This is a genomic window from Novosphingobium flavum (assembly GCF_014230315.1).
In the GTDB taxonomy this organism is placed as follows: Bacteria; Pseudomonadota; Alphaproteobacteria; order Sphingomonadales; family Sphingomonadaceae; genus Novosphingobium; species Novosphingobium flavum.
Genome location: NZ_JACLAW010000001.1, coordinates 236831 through 260401, shown reverse-complemented (window position 1 = coordinate 260401; position 23571 = coordinate 236831). Strand labels below are relative to the sequence as shown.

General features: G+C 68.6%; 22 protein-coding genes. 15 read left to right on the top strand and 7 right to left on the bottom strand.

Going from position 1 to position 23571, the window contains the following annotated elements:
* Positions 1-33: 33 nt before the first annotated feature.
* Together H7F51_RS01120 and pgi are read right to left on the bottom strand one after the other, a co-directional pair.
* Positions 34-1281, bottom strand: a complete 1248-nt coding sequence (locus H7F51_RS01120) for a Tad domain-containing protein (RefSeq protein WP_185662358.1) — start codon at positions 1279-1281, stop codon at positions 34-36.
* Positions 1282-1431: 150 nt separating this feature from the next.
* Positions 1432-2946 (bottom strand): glucose-6-phosphate isomerase, encoded by a 1515-nt coding sequence (gene pgi, locus H7F51_RS01115; RefSeq protein ID WP_185662357.1) that lies wholly within the window; start codon positions 2944-2946, stop codon positions 1432-1434.
* A 228-nt stretch (positions 2947-3174) separates the two neighbouring features.
* Here pgi and lepB point away from each other — a divergent pair, with 228 nt between their 5' ends.
* Genes lepB through era form a run of 3 tightly spaced genes read left to right on the top strand, consistent with a single transcriptional unit; the run spans position 3175 to position 5641 of the window.
* On the top strand, positions 3175-4029 hold the full coding sequence (gene lepB, locus H7F51_RS01110) for a signal peptidase I (protein WP_185662356.1): 855 nt from the start codon (positions 3175-3177) through the stop codon (positions 4027-4029).
* Positions 3984-4703, top strand: coding sequence for a ribonuclease III (gene rnc / locus H7F51_RS01105; RefSeq protein WP_425490990.1), 720 nt, complete (start codon positions 3984-3986; stop codon positions 4701-4703). Before lepB ends, rnc begins: the two co-directional genes overlap by 46 nt.
* Positions 4704-4717: 14 nt before the next feature.
* Positions 4718-5641 (top strand): GTPase Era, encoded by a 924-nt coding sequence (gene era, locus H7F51_RS01100; RefSeq protein ID WP_185662354.1) that lies wholly within the window; start codon positions 4718-4720, stop codon positions 5639-5641.
* Positions 5642-5670: 29 nt separating this feature from the next.
* Here the strand turns inward: era and H7F51_RS18845 are convergent, their stop codons facing one another.
* The 5 genes from H7F51_RS18845 to plsY all read right to left on the bottom strand — a co-directional run bounded on the left by H7F51_RS18845 (position 5671) and on the right by plsY (position 12172).
* A complete protein-coding gene (locus H7F51_RS18845) occupies positions 5671-7536 on the bottom strand; it encodes a DUF2141 domain-containing protein (RefSeq protein WP_343061158.1) in 1866 nt (621 codons plus the stop codon).
* A gap of 85 nt (positions 7537-7621) precedes the next feature.
* Positions 7622-7801: a hypothetical protein gene (locus H7F51_RS01090; RefSeq protein WP_185662353.1), complete on the bottom strand. Its 180-nt coding sequence runs from the start codon at positions 7799-7801 to the stop codon at positions 7622-7624.
* A complete protein-coding gene (topA, locus tag H7F51_RS01085) occupies positions 7798-10380 on the bottom strand; it encodes a type I DNA topoisomerase (RefSeq protein WP_185662352.1) in 2583 nt (860 codons plus the stop codon). The genes H7F51_RS01090 and topA overlap by 4 nt, the downstream gene beginning before the upstream one ends.
* Positions 10381-10443: 63 nt before the next feature.
* Positions 10444-11571 (bottom strand): DNA-processing protein DprA, encoded by a 1128-nt coding sequence (dprA, locus tag H7F51_RS01080; RefSeq protein WP_185662351.1) that lies wholly within the window; start codon positions 11569-11571, stop codon positions 10444-10446.
* A gap of 10 nt (positions 11572-11581) precedes the next feature.
* Positions 11582-12172: a glycerol-3-phosphate 1-O-acyltransferase PlsY gene (plsY, locus tag H7F51_RS01075; protein ID WP_246447571.1), complete on the bottom strand. Its 591-nt coding sequence runs from the start codon at positions 12170-12172 to the stop codon at positions 11582-11584.
* Between the two features lie 91 nt (positions 12173-12263).
* Between plsY and murI the strand changes: the two genes are divergently transcribed.
* The 12 genes from murI (at position 12264) to virB11 (ending at position 23545) form a co-directional block, all read left to right on the top strand.
* On the top strand, positions 12264-13115 hold the full coding sequence (gene murI / locus H7F51_RS01070) for a glutamate racemase (RefSeq protein ID WP_185662350.1): 852 nt from the start codon (positions 12264-12266) through the stop codon (positions 13113-13115).
* 37 nt (positions 13116-13152) lie between these two features.
* On the top strand, positions 13153-14091 hold the full coding sequence (locus H7F51_RS01065) for an MBL fold metallo-hydrolase (RefSeq protein WP_185662349.1): 939 nt from the start codon (positions 13153-13155) through the stop codon (positions 14089-14091).
* A gap of 89 nt (positions 14092-14180) precedes the next feature.
* Positions 14181-15395, top strand: a complete 1215-nt coding sequence (gene hemA / locus H7F51_RS01060; protein WP_185662348.1) for a 5-aminolevulinate synthase — start codon at positions 14181-14183, stop codon at positions 15393-15395.
* Positions 15396-15538: 143 nt separating this feature from the next.
* Positions 15539-15724: a hypothetical protein gene (locus H7F51_RS01055; RefSeq protein WP_185662347.1), complete on the top strand. Its 186-nt coding sequence runs from the start codon at positions 15539-15541 to the stop codon at positions 15722-15724.
* Positions 15725-15923: 199 nt separating this feature from the next.
* Positions 15924-16496 carry a lytic transglycosylase domain-containing protein gene (locus tag H7F51_RS01050; protein WP_425490984.1) on the top strand — a complete coding sequence of 191 codons (573 nt, stop codon included), beginning with the start codon at positions 15924-15926 and terminating at the stop codon, positions 16494-16496.
* 7 nt (positions 16497-16503) lie between these two features.
* A complete protein-coding gene (locus H7F51_RS01045; RefSeq protein WP_185662346.1) occupies positions 16504-16803 on the top strand; it encodes a TrbC/VirB2 family protein in 300 nt (99 codons plus the stop codon).
* Entirely contained in the window at positions 16800-17081 is a 282-nt protein-coding gene (locus tag H7F51_RS01040; protein ID WP_185662345.1) for a VirB3 family type IV secretion system protein, read from the top strand. Before H7F51_RS01045 ends, H7F51_RS01040 begins: the two co-directional genes overlap by 4 nt.
* Before the next feature lie 17 nt (positions 17082-17098).
* A complete protein-coding gene (locus H7F51_RS01035) occupies positions 17099-19492 on the top strand; it encodes a VirB4 family type IV secretion/conjugal transfer ATPase (protein WP_185662344.1) in 2394 nt (797 codons plus the stop codon).
* Positions 19489-20685: a TrbL/VirB6 family protein gene (locus H7F51_RS01030; RefSeq protein ID WP_185662343.1), complete on the top strand. Its 1197-nt coding sequence runs from the start codon at positions 19489-19491 to the stop codon at positions 20683-20685. The genes H7F51_RS01035 and H7F51_RS01030 overlap by 4 nt, the downstream gene beginning before the upstream one ends.
* Positions 20682-21446, top strand: coding sequence for a TrbG/VirB9 family P-type conjugative transfer protein (locus H7F51_RS01025; protein WP_343061156.1), 765 nt, complete (start codon positions 20682-20684; stop codon positions 21444-21446). The genes H7F51_RS01030 and H7F51_RS01025 overlap by 4 nt, the downstream gene beginning before the upstream one ends.
* 3 nt (positions 21447-21449) lie before the next feature.
* Positions 21450-22544: a TrbI/VirB10 family protein gene (locus H7F51_RS01020; protein ID WP_185662342.1), complete on the top strand. Its 1095-nt coding sequence runs from the start codon at positions 21450-21452 to the stop codon at positions 22542-22544.
* Positions 22541-23545 (top strand): P-type DNA transfer ATPase VirB11, encoded by a 1005-nt coding sequence (gene virB11, locus H7F51_RS01015; RefSeq protein ID WP_185662341.1) that lies wholly within the window; start codon positions 22541-22543, stop codon positions 23543-23545. Before H7F51_RS01020 ends, virB11 begins: the two co-directional genes overlap by 4 nt.
* Positions 23546-23571 lie beyond the last annotated feature (26 nt).

Genomic DNA, 23571 nt, shown 5'->3' with positions numbered 1-23571 from the left:
GCGGGGCGACGGGGTGCGATCGAGCGGCTCATCTCAGTCGACCAGCCGGACCTGGGTGCCAGTGATCGACTGCGATCCGGAGTTGGTGCAATTGTTCTGGATCGTGCTGTTGCCGGTGAAGGTGACCTGCCGCGCCACGATCTGGATGCACTTGGTGTCCATTCCCGTAGTGCCGTTGAACGTCACGTACTGCTTGGGGAAATAGATCGCCCCATCGAGGACCGAGCTGGAATTGCCGTTGATCTTGTTGGTCGTGCCGGCCACGGCGTTACGGTCCTGGTAGAACAGGATCCCCTTGTAGGTGCCGCTGGTCGGCGCGGTGATGTTCAACTTGGCGCCGCCGTTGATATCGGCCGTGGCGACCGTGCTCGCCGCGCCATCTGTCGTCAGCAGGAAGACGCAGCCGGAGCAGTTCACCTCGGCCTGGGCGCCGATGTTGAAGGAGCCCCCGTTGATGATGTAGATGCCCGGGTCCATGTTGGCCGTGCCCTGGATATCCATGCTGGTGTAGCACTGGGTTGCCGGGTTACCGCTGGTATTGACCGACTTGGTCTTATTGGAACCGATCGAGAGCGCCTGGTTGCAGCCGTTGGGGACCGACATCATCGGGAGGCTGGCATAGGGATCGGCCTGGGCGATCGAATAGGAAATCAGCGTGGTGCCGGTCTGGTAATTGCTCGATGCGGGCACATTGCCGACTGCCGAAATAGGCGAGGCGGTCACCTGAGAGCTACCGCCGGCGTAGACCGCAGTAGTGCCCTGCGAATTGGTGGCCACTCCGCAGCCAAGCGTGGCGGTGGTGTTACCGCCGAAGCTGACGCCGGTGGCCGTCGTCGTTTCCAGCGAGATCACGCAATATTGCCCGAACCCGACCGCCGCCCCGGTGGCCTCGGCCGTGATCGTCGGCGTGGACGACATGAACAGGCTGGAGAACGGCAGCGCACGCGAGGTGGAAAGCGCGACCCGCAGAGCCATGGCATTGTTGGCATAAGTGCCGGTGGTCGGCATGGCGTTGTAGGTGACTGTGTTAGTGATGTAGGAATAGCGGCCGAGTTCGGTGGTTGCCGCCGCCGGCCCGGCAGAACCTGCAGCCAAGGCATAGGCGCCCGACAGCGCGGCCGAATCGGCCATCCGCTGAAGCTGGCGCTTCCACAGGGTCCACTGCACCGTATCGGTGGCCAGTCCCGCCCCGCCAATCATCGACATCATGGCAAAGGCGGAGACCACCAGGGCATTGGCCGAGGTGTCCTTCAACAATGCGCGCAAGATCGAGCCAAGCATGGGAACCCCCAGAATCGCGGAAAGACCGAAAAACCTAGCCTGCAGATGGAACAGGCGTCGTTTCGGTTTCCCTCCGAAGGCTGCTTAATCCCAGAGTAAGGTTGCCAAACCGTTTAGATTGTTCCCCATCCGCCTCAGGAAATGCCCTGATCAGGAGATCCCGGCAGCAGCCAGCAAGGCCTCGGTCGAAGGATCGAAGCGGGCGTTCCCCTGCTCGATCTGCTTGGCGATGGCCTTGCCCAGCTCGACCCCGAACTGGTCGAACGGATTGATCCCGAGCAGGACCGCATTGGCGAAAGTGCGATGCTCGTGGAAGGCGATCAGCGCGCCGAGCGTGGCGGCGCCCAGTTCGTCGCAAAGGATCGTGGCCGAGGGCCGGTCGCCCGGATAGGCGCGGGCCGGATCGTCGTTGCCCTGCCCGGCCATCAGCGCCGCCCCTTGCGCGAAGCAGTTGGAGAGCAGGATGCGGTGGTGTGCCGGATCGAGCGTATCGCCCGGCTGGATCGCGGCGATGAAGTCCACCGGCACGATCACCGTGCCCTGGTGAAGCAGCTGGAACACCGCGTGCTGGGCGTCGGTGCCCACGCCGCCCCAGGTGATCGGCGAGGTCGGCCCGTCCACCGGCGCGCCTTCGGCGGTGACGCGCTTGCCGTTCGATTCCATCTCGAGCTGCTGGAGATAGTCGGGCAGCAGTGCGAGGCGTTCGTCATAGGCGAAGACCGCGCGGGTCTGGCAGCCGCGCAGCGCAGAGTACAGCTGGTCGGCAAAGGCGGCGCGCAGCGGCAGGTTGGCGATCCCGTCCGTGTCGCGGAAATGGCGGTCGATCGCCGCGGCGCCTTCGAGCATGGCAGCGAATTCATCCCAGCCAACCGCGATCGCCACCGGGAAGCCGATCGAGGACCACAGCGAGTAGCGCCCGCCGACGCTTTCCGAAAAGGGCAGGATGCGGGTCTCGTCCACCCCCCATTCCACCGCCTTGTCCGGCGCGGCGGTGAGCGCGACGACCCGGCCATAAGGGTCGGTCACCCCGTTCTCGCTGAGCCAGGCCAGGGCCGAATGGGCATTGGTCATGGTCTCGATCGTGGTGAAGGTCTTGGAAGCCACGGCGATCATCGTGGTCGCCGGATCACAGGCGGCGAAGGCGGCTTCCAGCGCCACGCCGTCGATGTTGGAAACAACGTGGACGTCGACCATCGCCCCGTCGCGGGTCAGGGCATCGATCGCAAGGGCCGGGCCGAGTGCCGAACCGCCGATGCCGATGTGGATGAGGTGACGCACTTCGCCCAGAGCGCCTAGGTGGATCGCCTCGACCAGCATGTGCATCCGCTCGTGGAACGTCGCGGCCAGTTCGACCGCCTCTTCGCTCCCCACGCCGCGCTGGGCCGTGTGCTCGGCCGCGCGGCCTTCGGTGACGTTGACGACTTCGCCCGCGAACAGGGCCCGGCGCCGCTCGGCAAAGCCGCGCGCCTCGGCCAGGGCGAGGAAGCCCTCGACATGGGCGGCATCGAGGTGAGTCTTCGACCAGTCGAACAGGATCTTGCCGTCCGGCAGGTCGAGCGAAGTGGCGAAGGCGCCCAGCCGGTCACCGGCGGCGAACAGCTCGGCCAGGCTCGGACGCGGCAGGGCGCGGAGCGTTTCGAGGGCGGCGTGAGCGGCGTCGGTCATCACGGGAACTCCAAGGCAAAGGCACCGGGCGCGCGAATCCACCGGCCGGGCAATTGTCCTTCGCTGGCCGATCTGGCGCCCGCGAGCAAGGCCGCGCGGATGGGCGAGCCTGCAAGCAGACGTATTCGCGGCGCGGCGCGCTCCAGCGCGAGGCCCTTTCCACGGGCGCCCCGCCCGGCTATTGCCGGAACCGCGGGGCACCTCAACAGCTTCCCGGACGGATACCAGATGAACGAAACTTCCACCGAAGCTCCTGTCACGCCGGGAGCCGAGGCCGTCTCCTCCCCGGCGGCCGAAAAGCCCGCCAAGAAGGAGGAGAACTTCTTCGTCTTCCTCGCCAAGCTGGTCGTCCTGGTCCTGGCCTTCCGCAGCTTCGTCTTCGCGCCGTTCAACATTCCCAGCGAATCCATGTTGCCCCGGCTCGAGAACGGGGACTACCTGCTCGCCGCGAAGTGGTCCTACGGCTATTCGCGCTATTCGCTGCCGATGTCGGTGCCGCTGATCCCGGGCCGGATCCTCGCCAGCCAGCCCGAACGCGGCGACGTGGTGATCTTCAAGGCCCCGCCGCTCAACGATACCGACTATATCAAGCGCGTGATCGGCCTGCCGGGCGACCAGGTGCAGATGATCGGCGGCGTGCTTCACCTCAACGGCCAGGCCGTGCCCAAGGTGCGGGTGAGCGACGCGGAGATCGCGGTCACGACCAACACCCATTGCTACATGCCGGTGTTCGAGGCCACGAAGGCCGACGGAAGCCGCGTCTGCCGCTATCCGCGCTTCCGCGAAACGCTGCCGGGCGGCCGCTCCTACTTCGTGCTCGACCTTGGCCAGACGCCTCAGGACGATACCCCGCCGATCCTCGTGCCCGAAGGCGCGATGTTCATGATGGGCGACAACCGCGACAACTCGATGGACAGCCGCTTTCCGGCGACGCCGGGCGGCGGGATCGGGATCGTTCCCCAGGCCAACCTCGTCGGCAAGGCGAGCGTGATGATGTTCTCAACCGATGGCTCGTCGTCATGGGTCAAACCGTGGACCTGGCTGACCGCGACCCGCTGGAGCCGGATCGGGGGCACGTTCTGAGCGTGACCCTGTCTCCCGAAACCGCGGCATTTCTCGGCAAGCTGCTGGGCGAGCCCCCGCGCGAGCCGGCCCTGTGGCTCGAGGCCCTGACCCATGGCAGCACCGGCGAGCCGCGCAATTACGAGCGGCTCGAATTCCTTGGCGACCGCGTGCTCGGGCTGGTCATCGCCGACTGGCTGTTCGAGCGCGGCACTGGCAACGAGGGCAAGCTCTCGCAGCGCCTCAATGCGCTGGTCAGCCGCGACACCAATGCCGCCGTGGCCCGCGCGGTCGGCCTGTCCGCCCACATCCGCCTCGGCAAGCAGGCGCGCGACGATGGCGGGGCCGACAGCGACAATATCCTTGGCGACGTGATGGAGGCCCTGCTCGGGGCCAGCTTCCTCACCCGCGGGTTCGAGCTGACTCGCGGCCTCGTCCGCCGGCTCTGGACCGATGCGGTCGAGGGGCGGGTCGGCCAGCAGAAGCATCCCAAGTCGGCCCTGCAGGAATGGGCTGCCGGCAATCGCCGCAAGCTGCCCGAATACAAGGTGCTCGAACGCACCGGGCCCGACCATGCCGCCCAGTTCACCGTTGCGGTGGCGATCAAGGGCGTTGGCGAGGTCGAGGCGACCGGATCGAGCAAGCAGGAAGCCGAAACCCTTGCCGCGGCCGAGTTCCTGCGGCGGTTCGGATGAACGGGCCACACGACATGACCACTGAAAACACACTCCCCACCCGCTGCGGCCTCGTCGCGGTGCTCGGCGCGCCCAATGCCGGCAAGTCGACCCTCGTCAACGCGCTCGTCGGCCAGAAGGTCGCGATCGTCTCGGCCAAGGCCCAGACGACCCGCGCCCGCCTGATGGGCATCGCGCTGGAGGATTCGGAAGAATTCCGCACCCAGATCATCCTCGCCGATACGCCCGGCATCTTCGAGCCGCGCCGCCGGCTCGACCGGGCCATGGTCAGCGCGGCCTGGGAAGGCGCGGTCGAGGCCGACGCGGTCCTGCTCGTGGTCGATGCCCGCAAGAAGAAGCTCGACCAGATCGAGCACATCCTCGAAGGCCTGAAGAACCGGCGCGAACGCAAGCTGCTGGTGCTCAACAAGGTCGACCAGTGCGTGAAGGAGCCGCTGCTCGCCCTCGCCCAGGAACTGGCCGGGCGGGTGGACTTCGACGAGGTCTATTTTGTCTCGGCCCTGACCGGAGACGGCATCGCCCAGCTCAAGGCGGACCTTGCCAAGGCCATGCCCGAAGGGGCCTGGCACTACCCGGAAGACCAGGTGTCCGACGCCTCGGAACGCCTGCTCGCCGCCGAAATCACCCGCGAACAGCTCTACCGCCAGCTTCACGACGAACTGCCTTATGACAGCGCGGTGCGGCCCGAAAGCTACCAGCACCGTAAGGACGGATCGATCGAGATCCACCAGCAGATCGTGATCGCGCGCGACAGCCAGAAGGCCATCGTGCTGGGCAAGCGCGGCTCCAAGCTCAAGGCCATCGGCGAAGCGGCCCGCAAGGAGCTGTCCGAACTGCTCGAAACCAAGATCCATCTTTTCCTCCACGTTCGGGTGGAAGAGAACTGGGCCGAAAGCCGCGAGATCTACGAAGAGATCGGGCTGGACTGGGTGCGCTGAAGCGCGCGGGCGGCGGCGCAGGCCGCCGCTCAGCGCCTCGCCAGCGGCGAGAACTTCAGGAAGCCGGTGCGATAGTTCATCACCACGGCGGTGCGTGAAAGGCCGCTGCCGGTGACCACCACCGCCGCCTCGCTCGCGCTCGGCAGGCCAAGGCCGATCCGGGGATTGCCGGCAAAGCCGATGCCTTCGCTGGTGAAGTTGAACTTGTGATCGCCGTTGCGGTCATGGAGAACCACCAGCGAATAGGCCCCCGGCCCCGGAATGCGCACGCAGACCGTGGCGGGGCCGCTGGCCGGCAAGGGCTGCTCTACCCGGCGAAACACCTTGTGCTCTGCCACCAGGGCATCGTCGTCATCAAGAAAGTCGTCGTCGTTGGCGGGATAGACCTCGAGCTTGACGTTGCCCACGTGGTCCTTCAGCCCCGCGACGTCGACCAACAGCGCCGGGCCCGGTTCGCCGGGGCGACACAGCCCCTCGGCCTTGCCAAGCTGCGGGCCGGAGGCGACGTAGGATGCGCTGCGCTGCTTTTCCCCGCCGATCTCGACCTTCTGCCGATCCAGCCAGGCAGCATCACACCAGCTTGGCCCTTCGCCGGCCGCATTGGCCGCGCAGGACGGCGGAGCGGCCGACAGGTCCGCAGCCCACCGCGCGGGCCAGGCCATCGGCCGATAGGCGGGGTCCTTGCGCCATGCCGCAACCTGCTGGGCCCAGTCCGGCCCGCGCACGATCGAACGGGTCTTGAACGGCCAGGTGACAACCGAGGCGAAGATCAACAGGCCCAGCAGGATGCGGCCAAACTTGTGCCAGCGCCCGCTGCTCGTCGCAGCGAGGGCGATGATCGCGAGGTCGAACAGCACCTGCGGCACGAAGGTATAGCGTTGGCCGGCAAAAGGCTGGAGGAGCGCCAGGGGCTTGGACAGCGCACCAAGAAAGCTCGCGCCGGCGATCATCGCCCCGGTGGCCAGCAGCCAGGCCGGGGCTTCGCGCCACTTCTGCAGCGCCTTGAACGTGAGCGGGCCGAAGACCGCTGCAATGAGCACCACCGCAATCGCCAGCGAGGTGAACCGCGCAACCGGCGGCTGCATCCAGTCCGCCAGGGCATAGCCCGCGGCCGGAGAGCCCAACGGCGAAGCCACGTGGCGCACCGCGAAATTGGCGAAGAGCTCCACCGGATCGAGGCGGAAATTGCGCACCGAGGTCGGCTCGTAGAAGATCAGCAGCTGGATCGCCGAGCCTGCCGCCAGGGCGGCTGCCTGCACCGCGCGAGCCCCGCTGCGTTCGGCCCAGGCCTTGGCGCCCAGGACCGGCAGAAGCATGATCGCGCTGGGGCCGGTCAACGGCGCGACGAACAGCAGTGCGAGCCGCACGAGGCGAGCCCTGAATCCTTCGGGCACCGTGAAGACCATGACCAGCACTGCGCAGACGGTGAGGTGAAACTGGCTGTGCAGACTGTGGAGCCAGACCTCCTCGGTTGCCGGAACGGTGGCCAGCAGGAACAGGGCCAGCGGCTTGGTCCAGCGCGGCGCCAGCCACGGCTCGCGGCTGGCGATGATCAGCATGGCCGGGCAAGCCTGGAAGAACAGGGCGGTCAGAATCGTGACATAGGGCGCCGATTCGAGCGGCAGCAGCCCCCCCTGCACCAGCCGCGCCGCTACCAGCGTGGAACCCGAGGCAACGATGTTCAGATAGCCGCCGAACGAATGGAACAACGCCTCGCGCCAGGGCATGTGCCAGGCATAGGCGAAGAAGTTGGTCGCTTCCTCGGCATAGAAGCGGCCGTGAAGCACGACCTGCGGCAGGCGAAGCAGCGTCAGGAGCAGGAAGGCCAGCAACAGGAGCGCTGGATGCCGGCGTTCCGGCCAGGCCGGGATGGCCTGTGCTGAATCGATTGCCATTGTTGTGTCTATTATCCCTTCAGACCCGCTTCGGTGCTAACAGAGGCCTCAGGCCCGGTCCAGCCGCCCGGCGCCCCGGCCATCCCTAGCGCAGCTTGGCGATCACGATGCCATGCTCGCGCGCGGCGTCCTTGGTCGATTCCTCGGTGCGGTTGAGGCCCTTGGCGATTTCCTTGAGCCCTTTGCCCTTGCCCGCGAGGGCGCGAAGCTTCTGCAGCTCTTCCGGCTTCCATGGCTGGCGATGGCGCGCAAGCTTCTCGCTCATTCCGCAGGCGCCTTCTTCTTGGCCGGAGCCTTCTTGGCGGCAGGCTTCTTGGCGGCAGGCTTCTTGGCCCCGTCCTTCTTGGGCGCGGCCTTTTTCGCCGGAGCCTTGCGCTTGCCCTTGGCCGGCCCCTTGGCCGCGCGCTCGTCGATCAGGGTGATCGCTTCTTCGACGGTCAGGCTCTCGGGCTGCTTGTCACGTGGCAGCGTGGCATTGGTAGTCCCGTCGGTCACGTATGGGCCGTAGCGCCCGGCCATCAGCTTGATCTCCCCGCCCGAGGTGGGATGGGCGCCGAAAACCTTGAGCGGCTCGGCCCCGGCCCGCGCCCCGCGGCCCGCGCCATTGGCGGCATCGGCCAACTTGGCGACGGCGGCGTTCATGCCGGTCTCGAACACCTCGGCGGTGGAGCGCAGCTTGGCGTACTTGCCGTCATGGGCAAGGTAGGGCCCGTAGCGGCCGATCGAGGCGGTGATCGGATTGCCCGTCTCGGGGTGAGCCCCGATCTCGCGCGGGAGCGCCAGCAGCTTGAGCGCCCATTCGAGATCGAGCTCGGGAATGTCCTTGGGGATCGAGGCGCGCTTGGCCTCCTTGCCGTCACCCAGCTGGATATAGGGGCCGAACCGTCCGGCCCGGCGCACGACTTCGAGGCCCGAGACCGGATCCTTGCCGAGCGCGCCGTCCTCGCCGCCCTCGGCCGAGCCGCCGGGCTGGGCGAACTTGCGGGTGTACTTGCACTCCGGATAGTTCGAGCAGGCCACGAAAGCCCCGAAGCGGCCGCCGCGAAGCGACAGGCGCCCTTCCCCGCACTTGGGGCAGACGCGCGGATCGGCGCCGTCAGCCTGGGGCGGGAACAGGTAGTCGGAGAGGAACTCGTCCAGCGCCTCGGTCACTTCCGAGGGCTTGCGCTCCATGACTTCATCGGACTTGGGCTTGAAGTCGCGCCAGAACTCGGCGAGCACTTCCTTCCATGCGGCCCGGCCGCCCGAAACGTCGTCAAGCTCCTCCTCCATCCCGGCAGTGAACTCGTAAGCCACGTAACGGTCGAAGAACCGCTCGAGAAATGCTGTGAGAAGTCGGCCCGATTCCTCTGCAAAAAAACGGTTTTTCTCGGTCCTGACGTAATTGCGGTCCTTGAGAACCTGCAAGGTCGCGGCATAGGTCGAGGGACGGCCGATGCCAAGTTCCTCAAGCCGCTTGACCAGCGAGGCCTCGGAATAGCGCGGCGGCGGCTGGGTGAAGTGCTGGGCGGCGTCCACCCCCTTCTTGGCCGGGCAATCGCCCTTGTTCATCGCGGGCAGCAGGCCGCTCTCGTCGTCCTCGCCCTCCTGCTTCTGGTCGCGGCCTTCCTCGTAGACCGCGAGGAAGCCGGGGAACTTGATGACCTGTCCGGTGGCGCGCAGTTCGTGCTTGCCGGTCCCGTCGCGCAGGGTGACGGTCGTGCGCTCGATATTGGCCGAGGCCATCTGGCTGGCCATGGCGCGCTTGTAGATCAGGTCGTAAAGCCGTGCCTCGTCGCCCGAACCGTGGCGGTCCTTGCCGAAATCGGTCGGCCGGATCGCTTCGTGCGCTTCTTGAGCATTCTTGGCCTTGGTCTCATAATGCCTTGGTTTTTCCGGAAGATAGTGCCCCGAATAGCGGTCCGAGATCGCAAGCCTCGCCGCCGAGATGGCGCTCGGGTCCATCTGCACGCCATCGGTTCGCATGTAGGTTATCGCGCCGGCCTCGTAGAGCGTCTGGGCGACCCGCATCGTGTGGCTGGCCGAGAAACCGAGCTTGCGCGCCGCTTCCTGCTGCAGGGTGGAGGTGGTGAACGGGGGATAGGGATTGCGCCGGGTCGGCTTGGTCTCGACCTCTTCCACCCGAAACACCGCGCCCTCGACCAGCGCCTTGGCGCGCAGGGCAATGCCCTCGTCACCAAGCGAAAGGCGATCCAGCTTCTCGCCCTCGAAACGGACGAGACGCACCGAAAATTCGGTTCCACCCTGTTCCATCGTGGCGACGACCGACCAGTATTCCTGGGCGCGGAAGACCTCGATCTCGCGCTCACGCTCGACAATCAGGCGCAGCGCCACCGACTGGACGCGGCCCGCGCTCTTGGCGCCGGGCAGCTTGCGCCACAGCACCGGCGAGAGGGTGAATCCGAACAGGTAATCGAGCGCGCGGCGCGCGAGGTAGGCGTCGATCAGGTCCTGGTCGAGCTCGCGCGGCTGTTTCATCGCCGCCAGGATCGTGTCCTTGGTGATGGCGTTGAAGGTAACCCGCTCAACCTCCTTCGGAAGTACGCGACGTTTGGTCAGCAACTCCTTGACATGCCACGAGATAGCCTCACCCTCGCGATCAGGGTCAGTGGCCAGGATCAGACGGTCTGCCAGCTTGGCGGCGTCGGAAATCTCGCGGACCCGGCTCTGCTTGTCGCCATAGAGCTCCCAGTCCATCGCGAAGTCCTCGTCCGGCCGGACGGAGCCGTCCTTGGCCGGCAGGTCGCGGATGTGGCCGTAGGACGCGAGGACCTTGTAGCCCTTGCCGAGATACTTCTCGATGGTCTTGGCCTTGGCGGGCGATTCTACGATGACCAGTTGCATGGGCTGAACGCGGCTTCCTTACGTGTGTACGTGCGCGATGGTGGGCGGCGGTTGCCGGTTGCGTCAAGCCGCGAGGCTGACCCTGCCCCCCGCATGGCGGAGCAGGCGCCCGGCGAGTTCCAGCTCGATCAGCGCCAGTTGCACCGAGGCCGCGCCGGCGCCGGACTGGCGCACCAGTTCATCCACGCTGACCGGCGCGGTGGAGAGCAGAGCCGCAACGTCGGCCGGTTCGGCTTCGACATCGGGTGTGAAATCAGCGCCGACATCGGCCTCGCGGAATGTGCTGCGGGGCTGGCAGGTAAAGCCTTCGAGCAGCTCGATCACCTCCTCGGCCTTCTGGACGAGGATCGCCCCGTCGCGGATCAGCTGGTTGCAGCCGTGGGCCCGACTATCGAGCGGGGAGCCGGGGATGGCCATGACCTCGCGCCCCATTTCACCCGCCAACCGCGCCGTGATCAGCGAACCGGACCGCGGCGCGGCCTCGACCACCAGGGTCCCGGCAGAGAGCCCGGCGATAATCCGGTTGCGCGAGGGGAAGTGGCGGGCGAGCGGCTCGGTCCCCGCCGGCTGTTCGGCGATGAGGAGGCCCGAGGCGGCAACCTGTTCCTGCAGGCCGGCATGTTCGGGCGGATAGGCAATGTCGATCCCGCTGGCGATGACGGCGATCGTGCCGCCGCCCTGACCGGCCCCGGCCAGCGCCCCAGCATGGGCCGCGCCGTCCACCCCGCGAGCGAGACCCGAGACCACGGCATAGCCCGCCTCGGCCAGCGCCGCCGCGAAGGAGCGCGCGAGCTTGACGGCCCCGGCCGAGGCATTGCGCGCGCCGACCACGGCGACGGCGGGACGGTGGAACAGGGCCGCGTCTCCGCGCAGGGCAAGGATCGGCGGGGCCCCGTCGGTTTCGGCAAGGAGGCGCGGATAGTCCGGCGAATCGTGGAACAGGTAGCGCGCTCCGGCACGCTTCACGGCGGCGATTTCTGCCTCTATCCGCTTTTCCGGCGCGGGCCGGTAAGGCGCCCCGCCGCGCGCGGAAAGGCTTGGCAGGGCCTCCACCGCCGCCGCCGCCGTGCCGAAGCGGCGCAGCAGCGCGGCATAGGTGACCGGGCCGACGTTGGGCGAGCGCAGCAGGCGGATCCGGGCGAAAGCCTCGTCCTGCGACAGAGCGGCGGCAGCCGCCACTGGATCGCTCATACCTCGCCGCTCACTTCTTGCTGCCCACTTTCGGTTCGGTCCCGGCGCGCAGGCGGGCGATATTGGCGCGGTGCAGCCACAGGACCAACACTGCGAGCGCGGCAAGGACCGGAGCATAGCCCGCATGGCCCGTGGCCAGCGCGGCGAGCGGCGCGGCGACGGCCGCGCTCATCCCGCCGAGCGAGGACACGCGGGTGAGCGCCAGCATGCCCAGCCAGACCACCGCGTAGACGAGGCCGATCGGCCAGGCGAGGCCAAGCGCTACGCCCATCAGGGTGGCCACGCCCTTGCCGCCCTTGAAGCGCAGCCAGACCGGGAAGCAATGGCCGATCACGGCGCCGAAGGCCGCTGCCGCCTCGAACCCGCCGATGAATTCGCGCGCCAGCCAGACAGCAAGCGCCCCCTTGGCGAGATCGAGCAGCAGGGTGGCCGCGGCCAGCCCCTTGCGCCCGGTGCGCAGCACGTTGGTCGCCCCGATATTGCCCGAGCCGATCGAACGCAGGTCTCCCGCCCCCGTCAGGCGAGTAAGCAGCAGGCCGAAAGGGATCGAACCGAGCAGGTAGCCGGCGACCAGCGACTGGACCAGCATGGCGGCGTTCATGGAATTATCCCCTGTCTTCGTGCCTGTTCGCGCCGGCTCTTTAAGCACGGTCATTGCTTTCGCGCAGAGAAAAAATAGGTATGCCACCGATATGGTCCAACCCGGCGCCGCCACCGGCACTCTTGCCGCCCCCCACTCCGCGCTATCGGCCAACCCGGCAGCGCCGATCCTGCTGTTCGATTCGGGCGTCGGCGGGCTTTCGGTCCTGTCTGAGGTCAGGAAGCTGCTGCCCGAGGCCCCGATCATCTACGCGGCGGACAATGCCGGCCTGCCCTATGGCGAAAAGACCGAGGCCCAGATCGCGGCCCGCGTCTCGGGCCTGCTGGGACGGATGACCGAACGGTTCCGCCCGCGCCTGGTCTGCATCGCCTGCAACACGGCATCGACCATCGCGCTGGCCGCAGTGCGCGAAGTGCTGGAAGTGCCGATCGTCGGCACGGTCCCGGCGATAAAGCCCGCCGCCGGGTTGACCCGGTCGGGCACGATCGGCCTGCTCGGCACCGCCGCCACGATCCGCCAGGGCTACGTCGATCGGCTCGAGGCCGAGTTCGCCGCCGGCAAGCGCCTGCTGCGTTTCGGCGCGGGCGAACTGGTCGGGGCGGCCGAGGCCAAGCTGCGCGGCCATGCGGTCGATCCGGCAGTCTATCGAAGGGCGGCCGAAGGGCTAACCGGCCAGCCCGGCGGCGAGGAGATCGACACGGTGGTCCTGGCCTGCACGCATTTTCCGCTGGTCGAGGCAGAGCTCGCCGGGGCCTTCGGGCCGGGCGTGAGCTTCGTCCACGGCGCGCCGGGGATCGCGAGGCGGGTGGAGTTCCTCACCGGGGGGCAGGACTTCGCCCGCAACCAGACGGATCTTGCGCTGTTTACCCGCGCGGGTGATGAGATAGACCAGTTGCAACCGGCCCTGGCTGCCTACGGGCTCGGCCGGGTCGGAATATTCTGAGCGCGGGGGCGCTGCGGGGGAAGCAAATGCGAGCGGCATGACTCACCGGCTGAATGCCTTGCTGCTGGCTCTCGCGGTGCTGGTCGGGCTACCCTATTACTGGCTGGTCCTGGCCAATCCGGCCCGCGATGTGCCGCGCTATCCGCTGACCATCCAGGCGTTGCGCAACCTGTCGGACGAGATGCACGGAGCGCGGCCGACCGGGCTGACGGTCTATTACACGGCCTGGCGCCGGCTGCCCGGCAATCTCTATGCCGCGGGCAGCGGCATGAAGCGGCGCCAGTTCGGCGTCCTTGCCTGGCGCCTCGACGTACCGGGCCGCGGGCCCATCCTGATCGACAGCGGAACCACCCCCACCCTTGCCCAGGCCATGGACGGGGAAGCCTTCTCGGCAGATATCCAGGCAGCGCTCGATCGGGAATTGGTCGGCGCCAGCCTGATCCTCGCCACCAACGAGCGCCCCCAGCACCTCGGCGGGCTCGCCGCCCTTGCCCGCCGTCCTGCCTCGGCCATGGCGCTGAGCCGGGCCCGGCTGAACCCGGCCCAGGTCCCCGGCGCGCCAAGCTCTGCCGGCGCGGGCTGGCCGCCGACCCTCGTCCTGCGCCCGGCGATCGCCGGCAAGGCCCCCCAGGCGGTCGCGCCGGGGGTCGTGGTCATCCCGACCGGCACGCCCACCCCCGGCTCGCAGATGATCTTCGTGCGCCTTGCCAGCGGCCGCGAATACCTGCTGCCCGGAGACGTGGCCCCCTATGCCACCAGCTACCGCGAACTGCGGCTGCGCTCCAACCTGCTCGACTATGGGGCGGACCGCGCGATGCGCACCGCGCAGATGCGCTGGCTGGTCACCCTGCGGGCGCTGAGGCGCAGTGCGCCGGGCCTGATCATCCTGCCGGCCCACGACATCGACTGGATAAATGACCCCGAAAGCCACATTGGACCAATTGCCAAGGGCGAAGCTGCGGCGGGCACGTCATAAAGCTTCTGGAAAGCCGCGCGTCGATAGGTTATGTGCCCGAGCCGTCGCCGCCTGTGGGATCGGGTGGCATTGCAGGACTAGTCGACGTCGTGAACTACGATCAGATTTTCGATTCCGCGATCGAGCGCCTCCACTCCGAAGGGCGCTACCGGGTATTCATCGACATCCTGCGCAACAAGGGTGCCTATCCCAACGCACGCTGCTTCGCCGGGCACAACGGCCCGAAGCCGATCACGGTGTGGTGCTCGAACGACTATCTCGCGATGGGTCAGCACCCCAAGGTGATCGCCGCGATGGAAGAGGCGCTGCACAATGTCGGCGCGGGTTCCGGCGGCACCCGCAATATCGGCGGCAACACCCACTATCATATCCAGCTGGAAGAAGAGCTGGCCGACCTGCACGGCAAGGAATCGGCCCTGCTGTTCACCTCGGGCTACGTCTCGAACGACGCCACGCTGTCCACGCTCGCCAAGATCCTGCCGGGGTGCGTGATCTTTTCCGATGAGCTCAACCACGCCTCGATGATCGCGGGGATCCGCAATTCGGGCGCCGAGAAGAAGGTGTTCCGTCACAACGACGTCGAGCACCTCGAGCAACTGCTGGCCGAAACCGATCCCGAGCTGCCCAAGCTGATCGCCTTCGAATCGGTCTATTCGATGGATGGCGACATCGCGCCGATCCACGCCATCTGTGACCTTGCCGACAAGTACAACGCGCTGACCTATATCGACGAGGTCCACGCGGTTGGCATGTACGGCGCGCGCGGCGGCGGCGTTTCCGAGCGCGAGGATGCGGCCAAGCGCATCACCATCATCGAAGGCACGCTGGGCAAGGCCTTTGGCGTCATGGGCGGCTATATCGCGGCCGATGCCAAGATCATCGACGTGATCCGCTCCTATGCCCCGGGCTTCATCTTCACCACCTCGCTCAGCCCGGTGCTGGTCGCGGGCGTGCTCGCTTCGGTCCGCCATCTCAAGCAGTCGAGCGCCGAGCGTGATGGCCAGCAGGCCGCCGCGGCCTTGCTCAAGAAGCTCTTCGCCGATGCCGGCCTGCCGGTGATGGACACCGTCACCCACATCGTGCCGCTCATGGTGGGCGATCCGGTCAAGGCCAAGCGGATCAGCGATATCCTGCTTGCCGAGTACGGCGTCTACGTCCAGCCGATCAATTTCCCGACCGTTCCGCGCGGGACCGAGCGGCTGCGCTTCACCCCCGGGCCGAGCCACACGGAAGAGATGATGCGCGACCTTACCGCCGCGCTCGTCGAGATCTGGGACCGGCTGGAGCTGAAGCTGGCGGCCTGATCGCCCGTCCGGACCTCAGACGTTCCGAACATTAAAAATTGGCCATCTGGCAACCCTTTGCGCGACCCCGGGGTTTTCCCGGTCGCAGGGCGTGTCGGAAGTGACCTGACGGCGCGCCCTTTCCCAGCTTGAAAGGGCTATCCATGAAAAAGCTTCTCGTTCTCGCAGCAGCCGGCCTCTCGCTCGGCGCCGGCCTGCCAGCTGCCGCCAATGCCGAAGTGGTGCACCGCACGGTGGTCGTCCACCGCGTCACCCATGTCGAACATCACCGCCGCTGCGTGACCCGCTGGGTGCATCACCGCCGCGTGACCAACTGCTGGCGCGGCTGAGTCCTGAGCCGCCGGGGGGCGACGAGCCCCCCGGACCTTGCCGGCTCGGGACATCGGCCCGCCGATACGTCACGCCTGTGGAAAAGGCTGTGGGCGCGCGGCGGAAAAGCCAATTCCTCCACCGCTTTCGTCGCACCGGGTCTGGTGACCGACCTTCGCCCTCGCCTACCCTGCCGCATCACGACGCGAGGGGGATTTCGTGCGCGCACGGGGCAGGACAGCAGGAGCTTTCGCGGCAGGCGCTGCGCTGGCCTGCGCGCTGGCCGTCCCCGCCCGGGCCGACGTGATGGAAGTGGGCGATGCCGGATTCAGCTGGGTGGCTGGCGGCCCCGTCCACCCCGCCGCAACCTCCATGCCCGCCGCCATCGCCGCGCCCAACCCTGCCCCGGCGCAGTGGCAGGGCCACGTCGCCGCCCTCGCCGCGCGCTATGATCTCTCGCCTTCGCTGCTCGAGGCGCTGGTCTGGCAGGAAAGCCGCTGGAACAGTGCCGCGACCTCGCCCAAGGGCGCGCATGGGCTGGCCCAGCTGATGCCCGGCACGGCGCGTCAGCTCGGTGTCGACCCGCGCGATCCGGCCGCCAACCTCGAAGGCGGCGCCCACTACCTGCGCCAGCAGATCGACGCTTTCGGCGGCGATCTCGAAAAGGCGCTGGCCGCCTACAACGCCGGGCCGGGCCGCGTTGCCAAGGCCGGCGGCGTCCCCAGAATTCCGGAAACACAGGGCTATGTCGCCGCGATCATGGCCCGGCTCGCAGACCCCGTGCGGAGATAAGACAATCATGCGCCGCCTCCTTCCCCTCGCCCTGCTCGCTGCTCCGCAGGCCGCTCTTGCCCAGGCCGTTGCCGCCAATCCGCAGGGCTCGGGGCCGATCGTGGCCGCGCTGGCATGGCTCCAAGGCACGCTGATGGGCAACGTCGCCACGGCGGTGGCGGTCATGGCCGTGGCAGCGGTCGGCTTCATGATGCTGACCGGGCGGCTCAACTGGCGGATGGGCGCGACGGTGATCATCGGCTGCTTCGTCCTGTTCGGGGCGAGCGCGATCGTCTCTGGCATCCAGCAGGCGGCGGCGATCCAGTGACGGCCCTGCGCCACCCCATCCACCGGGCCCTGACCCGGCCGCAGATGTTCGGCGGGGTGACCTACTCCTTCTTCGTGATCAACGCGGCGGTGACCACCGAGGTCTTCCTGATCACCCGCTCGTTCCTCGCCCTGCCGATCGCCCTTGCGATCCATGCTGCCGGCTATCTCGCCTGCCTGCGCGAGCCGCGCGTGTTCGACCTCTGGCTGGCGAAAGTCAGCCGCTGCCCCCGCGTGCCCAACTGGCGGCGCTGGGGTTGCAATTCCTACGCGGCCTGACGGGCAAGGAGGCGCGCATGGCCCTGTTCCGATCCTGGCAGCAGCGCGAGGCCCTGGCGGGGGACCGCCTGCCCTATCGCGCGCTGCTGGGCGAGAACGTGGCCCTCCTGCGCGACGGTTCGGTCATGCTGACCCTGCTGGTTCCCGGTCTTGGCTTCGAGACGGCAGACAGCGCCGAACTTGATGCCCACGCCGCCACCCGCGAGGTTTTGCTGCGCTCGGCGCTCGACGCGCGCTTCGTGCTCTATCACCACGTGATCCGCCGCCGGGTCGAGCCGTCGCTTTCCGCCGCCTTTACCGATCCCGTGGCCGCGCAGATCGACGCGCGCTGGCGCGAACAGCTCGCCTCGGGCCGGATGTTCGTCAACGACCAGTTCGTCACCCTCGTGCGCCGCCCGGCGCGGGGCAAGGCGGGCTGGGCCGAGCGCCTGTCGCGCCGGCTTTCGCGCCGCTCCGAGCCGGATGGCGCCGCCCCGGAAGACCTGCGCGCCCTGCGCCTCGCCGCCGCCGGCATGGCCGCCGCGCTGGGCCCTTACGGCGCACGGCTGCTGGGCGAATACGAGGGCGCGAGCGGGCCTTGCTCGGAAGTGCTGGAATTCCTCTCGGCGCTCTACAACGGCGAGATGAAGCCGGTGCGCTGCCCCGCGCCCGAGACCGACATCGGCCACATGCTGCCCTATCGCCGGATCAATTTCGGGCTGGATGCGCTGGAACTGAAGGGCGCGGGCGGTTCAAGCTTCGGCGCGCTGGTCAGTCTCAAGGACTATCCGGACAGCACAGGCCCGGGCCTGACCGACGCCTTGCTGCGCCTGCCAGTGGAACTGGTGCTGACCGAAACCTATGCCCCGGCTGACCGGCAGGTGGCGCGCGAGCGGATCGATCTGGCGCTGCGCCGCCTGCGCTCGGCCGACGAGGATGCGCTGGCCGAGCGGGCCGAACTTCATGCCGCGCGCGATGCGCTGGGGCTGGGCGCCGTGGGCTTCGGCGATCATCACCTCTCGGTTCTGGTGCGTAGCGAGCGGCTGGACCGGCTTGATCCGGCGAGCGCCGCCGTGGCTGCCGCGCTGGGTGATGCCGGCGCCGTGGCCGTGCGCGAGGAGATCAACCTAGAGCCCGGCTTCTGGGGCCAGATGCCCGGAAACGAGGCGCTGATCGTGCGGCGCGCGCTGATTTCCTCGGCCAATATGGCGGGGTTTGCCTCGCTCCACGGCTTTGCCTTGGGGCAGGCCGAGGGCAACCACTGGGGCGAGGCCGTGGCCGTGCTGGAGACGACCAGCGCGACGCCGTTTTTCTTCAATTTCCATTCCGGTGATCTGGGCAATTTCACCGTGATCGGGCCTTCCGGCTCGGGCAAGACGGCGACGATGAACTTCCTTGCCGCGCAGGCCCAGCGCTTTGCCCCGCGCATGGTGCTGTTCGACAAGGACCGGGGGGCGGAGGTCTTCGTCCGCGCGATCGGCGGGATTTACAACCGCATTGCAACGGGACTGCAAACGGGGTTCAATCCCCTGGCATTGCCTGACAACCCGGAAAACCGCGCCTTCCTGCGCGACTGGCTCGGCGTGCTGCTGGCAGCGCAGGGTTCGGAGGAGCTGGCGACGATCGCCGCGGCGGTCGATGCGGCCTATGCCAACGATCCGCGCCTGCGCCGCCTGTCGCATTTCCGCGAACTGCTCGCCGGGCATCGCCGCCCGCAACCGGGAGACCTTGCCGCGCGGCTCGCACCGTGGCTGGCAGGTGGCGAGCATGGCTGGCTGTTCGACAATGGAGAGGACCGGCTCGACCTTTCGGCGGACACGCTTGGCTTCGACATGACCGCGCTGCTGGACAGCCCCCGGCTGCGCACGCCAACGATGATGTACCTGTTCCACCGGATCGAGGAACGGCTCGACGGGCGGCCGACCATGCTGCTGATCGACGAGGGGTGGAAGGCGCTGGACGACGCGGTTTTCGCCGCGCGGATCAGGGACTGGCTCAAGACGCTGAGGAAGCGCAATGCCCTGGTCGGCTTTGCCACCCAGTCGGCGCGCGACGCGCTCGACAGCCGGATTTCGACCGCGCTGGTCGAGCAGACGGCGACCATGCTGTTCATGCCCAATCCGCGCGCGCGGGCCGAGGACCATTGCACCGGCTTCGGCCTGACCGAACATGAATTGCAGATCGTGCGCAGCCTGCCGCCGCATAGCCGCTGCTTCCTCGTCAAGCAGGCCGATGCCTCGGTCGTGGTGCGGCTCGATCTTTCCGGAATGCCGGAAGTGCTGGCCGTGCTCTCGGGCCGCGAGGCGACCGTGCGGCGGCTGGACGGCCTTCGCGCCGACTATGGCGACGCGCCGGGCGCCTGGCTGCCCGCGCTGACCGGAGCGGATTGGGCGAGCGGCGAGGCTCCGCGCTGGAGCGAGGCAGCCGAATGAGCACTTGCGATCCGCTCGTCCAGTCGGCCTCCGACGGGGTGGCCGCCGCCCTTTCGGCGGTGGACTGCATGGCCGGCGAGGCCACGGCGAGCGCCTTTGCCCGGCTGTTCGGGCCGCAGGGGGCGCTGCTTCCGGCACTGACGATCCTGCTGACGCTTTACATCGCGGTCTTTGCCCTCGCGCTGCTTACCGGGCGTACACGGCTCTCCGTTTCCGCGCTGACCCGGCGCATGATGATGCTGGGCGTGGTCCTGACCTTCGCCACCAGCTGGATCGCCTATCAGGGCGTGCTGTGGAACCTCGTGGTCGGCGCGCCGGACCAGATCGCCAGCCTGCTGGTCGGCACCAAGGGGCAGGCCACGCAGCTTTTCGCCGGGCGGATCGACCTGCTGTTCCAGGCCATCGCCGATGCGGCCGACATGGCCCAGCAGCAGCAGGCCGCTGCCGCTGCGTCGATGCCCGCCGGGACCGCACCGCTTGCCGCGCCCGCCGCCACGGCTGCTTTCGCGCCGTCCGGGCTCGTCTGGATGGCGGCGGTGCTGCTGCTGCTCGGCACGGTGGGGCTGCTGGTGACGGCGCGGATCGTGCTGGCCGTGCTGCTGGCGCTGGGGCCGGTGTTCATCGTGCTGGCGCTGTTTCGCGGCTCGCGCGGGCTTTGCGCGGGCTGGCTGCGCGCGCTGGTCATGGTTGCGGTCACGCCGCAGCTGGCGGTGCTGGGCGGGGCGCTGACGATCGAACTGGCCGTGCCGGTGGTCCAGCGCCTGGCCGGGCCGGAAGGGATCGAGGCGCGGCCCGCCTTTGCCCTGTTCCTTGTCGCGGCAGTCCACTGCGCGCTGATGGCGCTGGCCCTGCGCACGGCGGGGACCATGGTTGCGGGCTGGCGGGTGTTCGGGCTGGCCCCGGATTTCGGCGAGCGCACCGAACGGTCCACCGAGGGCCCTGCCCCGGCCCCGTTGCCGGCCGCCAGCACCACCATGCGGCGCGGCGCGGCGACCGGCCGCACCAGCGAGACCACCGCCGCGCTGATCACGACGACCGCTCACCCAGCGCCCCACGCGGCGCCCCACGTGGCGCCATTGCGCAGCACCTTCACGCCCTCCCCGCTTACCGCGCCGCCCCTGCCCGCCCTGCGCGCGCAGGGCATCGGAAGCCGCTGGCGGCGCCCGGCCAGTCCTTCGGAGATCCTGCGGTGAAGCGCCTGTTACCCCTTCTCGCCCTGCTGGCTCTTCCTGCCCTGCAAACCGGGCCCGCGCTGGCGGCCGACGCAAGGCTTGAACACCGGCTCTACGATCCCGAGGCCGTCGTCCGCCTCGAGGGCCGCGCCGGGGTTCAGGCGACCATCGCCTTTGCCGAAGACGAGCATATCGAGAATGTGGCGATCGGCGATTCCGCGCTGTGGCAGGTGACGCCGAACAAGCGCGCGACCCTGCTGTTCGTGAAGCCGCTGGCGCCGCGCGCCCGCACGAACCTGACCGTGGTGACTGACCGGCGGCAATACTTCTTCGACCTCGTCGCCGTGCCCAAGGGCCGGGCGGTCTACTTGCTGCACTTCACCTATCCGCCCGAGCCCGAAAAGCCGGTTCAGGCCGCTGCTGCGCCCGCCCCGGCCCTGACCGCCGAGGAAGCGCGCCTTGCGGCGGGCGCGGCGCCGGTCGATCCGGCCAGCCTCAACTTCGCGTGGAAGGCCAAGGGCAAGGCCGCGCTGCTCCCGGCCCGGGTCTATGACGACGGCAGTTCCACTTACCTTGGCTGGGCGCCGGGCAAACCGGTTCCGGCAATCCTCGCCCGCAATGGACAAGGGGCCGAGGGGCCGGTGAACTATGCCGTGCGCGAAGACATGATCGTGCTCGACAGCGTACCCGGCGTGCTGGTGCTGCGCTCGGGCCGCGATGTGGCGACGCTCGAACGAGCGGCCCCTGCCCCCTCTGCCAACCTTGCCGCGAAGGTGGACTGACCGATGGCCCGCCAGTCCAATCGCCAGTCCAACCGCCTGCTCCCGCCCGGCGAGGGCGATCCGCGCGAGGGCCAGGGCGCGGAGATCATCGACCTCGCCACCCGCACCGCCCTGCCGCAAGTTTCCCAGCGGCGCGGCGGATCGGACGGGCTGGTCATGCTCGGCGGCGTGGCTTTCGTGGCCCTGATCGGGGCGCTGACCTTCTGGTCGCTGAATGGCCGGCGTGAGGCTCCGGCGGCAGCCGCATCGCAGGTCCGGGCGGATGTGCCGCCGCCGGTCCCGGCGCAGGCGATCACCACGATCCAGCCGCGCCGGGCCGTAGCCCTGCCCCAGCAGCCCGGCGCGGCGGTGAGCGCCGCCGGGCAGGCCGCGCCTGCGGGCAATCCGCTCGGCTCGCCCACCGTGGTGTTCGATGCCAGTTCCTATGCCGCGCCGATCGCACCCGGCATGGCCGCGCCTGCCGCTTTCCCGGTGGCGATCCCGTCCGGCGCCGGCAATGACGATTTCGCCGCGCGTCTTGGCGTATCCGGCAATGGCGCGGCGGTGGCCACGGCCGGGATCAACCCGAAGACCACGGTGAGCCAGGGAACGCTGATCCCCGCCGTGCTGGAAACGGCGATCGACACCGACGTGCCCGGCTATGTCCGCGCCGTGGTTTCGGCCGACGTGCGCTCGTTCGACGGCAGCCGCGTGCTGGTGCCGCGTTCCTCACGCCTGATCGGGCAGTACAAGAGCGGGCTGCAGGCCGGACAGAAGCGCGCCTATGTGATCTGGACGCGCCTGATCCGGCCGGACGGGGCCTCGGTCGCGCTGGGCTCGCCGGCCGTGGGCTTCGGCGGCGAGACCGGGATTGCGGGCAAGGTCGACACCCATTTCTTCGAGCGGTTCGGCTCGGCCATGCTGCTGTCCGTGGTGGGGGGCTTGCAGGCCGTGGCCAGCGGCGGTGCAACACTGGTGCTGGGCGGCGGGCAATCGGCCGCGGCCACGGCGGTGGGGCAGAGCGGCAACATCGGCCCGACCGTGCGGGTGCGGCAGGGCGAGCCGATCCGGGTGTTTACCGCGCGCGACCTCGATTTCTCGAAAGTCTCGCCGGAATGAACGCGGCGGGCGTCGTGGCGCTTGAGCCGGAGGCGGCGCGCTCGGTCTATCTCGATGCCTATCTTGCCCCGCTGCGGCCGTGGCTGGAGCGGGAAAGCGTGACCGAGATCCTCGTCAACCGCCCCGGCGAGGTGTGGATCGAGGATGCCCACCTGCCCGCCATGCAGCGCCACGAGGCGCCTGAGGTGACCGACCTGCTGCTGCAGCGGCTGGCCGAGCAGGTCGCGCGGGTCAGCCACCAGGGGATCAACCGTGAGCATCCGTTGCTCTCGGCCGTGCTGCCGGCCGAGCCGGGAATGCCGCAGGCGCGCATCCAGCTGTGCGGGCCGCCGGCGACGCGGGCGCACTGGGCGCTGGCGATCCGCCGCCACCGCCTGCTCGACCTGCCGCTCGATGCCTATGACCACGGGCCGCTGGCCGCCGCGCGCGCCATGCCATTGCCCGATGCGGCGGCCGAGCCGATCGCCTATCTGCGCGAATGCATCGCGCGGCGGCGGACGGTGCTGATCTCGGGCGGGACCTCGACCGGCAAGACGACCTTCCTCAATGCCATGCTGCGCGAGATCCCGCGCGGCGAGCGGGTGGTTCTGGTGGAGGATACGCCCGAGCTGCGCCTGCCGGGCGAGAACGGCGTGGGTCTGGTCGCAGTCAAGGGCGAGCTGGGCGAGGCGCGGGTGACGGCCGATACCCTGCTGGAAGCAGCGCTGCGGCTGCGCCCCGACCGGATCGTGCTGGGTGAGCTGCGCGGGCGCGAGGTGGTGAGTTTCCTGCGGGCGATCAACACCGGGCATCCGGGGTCGTTCTCCACGGTTCATGCCAACAGCCCGGCCGGGGCGCTGGAGCAGATCGCGCTGATGGCCTTGCAGGCGGGGATCGGACTGACGCGGGGCGATACCCTTGCCTATGCCGCGCAAGTGATCGACGTGGTGGTCCAGCTGGACCGCGCGGACGGGCGGCGCGCCATCGTGGCGATAGCCGAAACGCGGACGCTTTCTGCCTGAGATCGGGCCTATACTTACCGCGATAA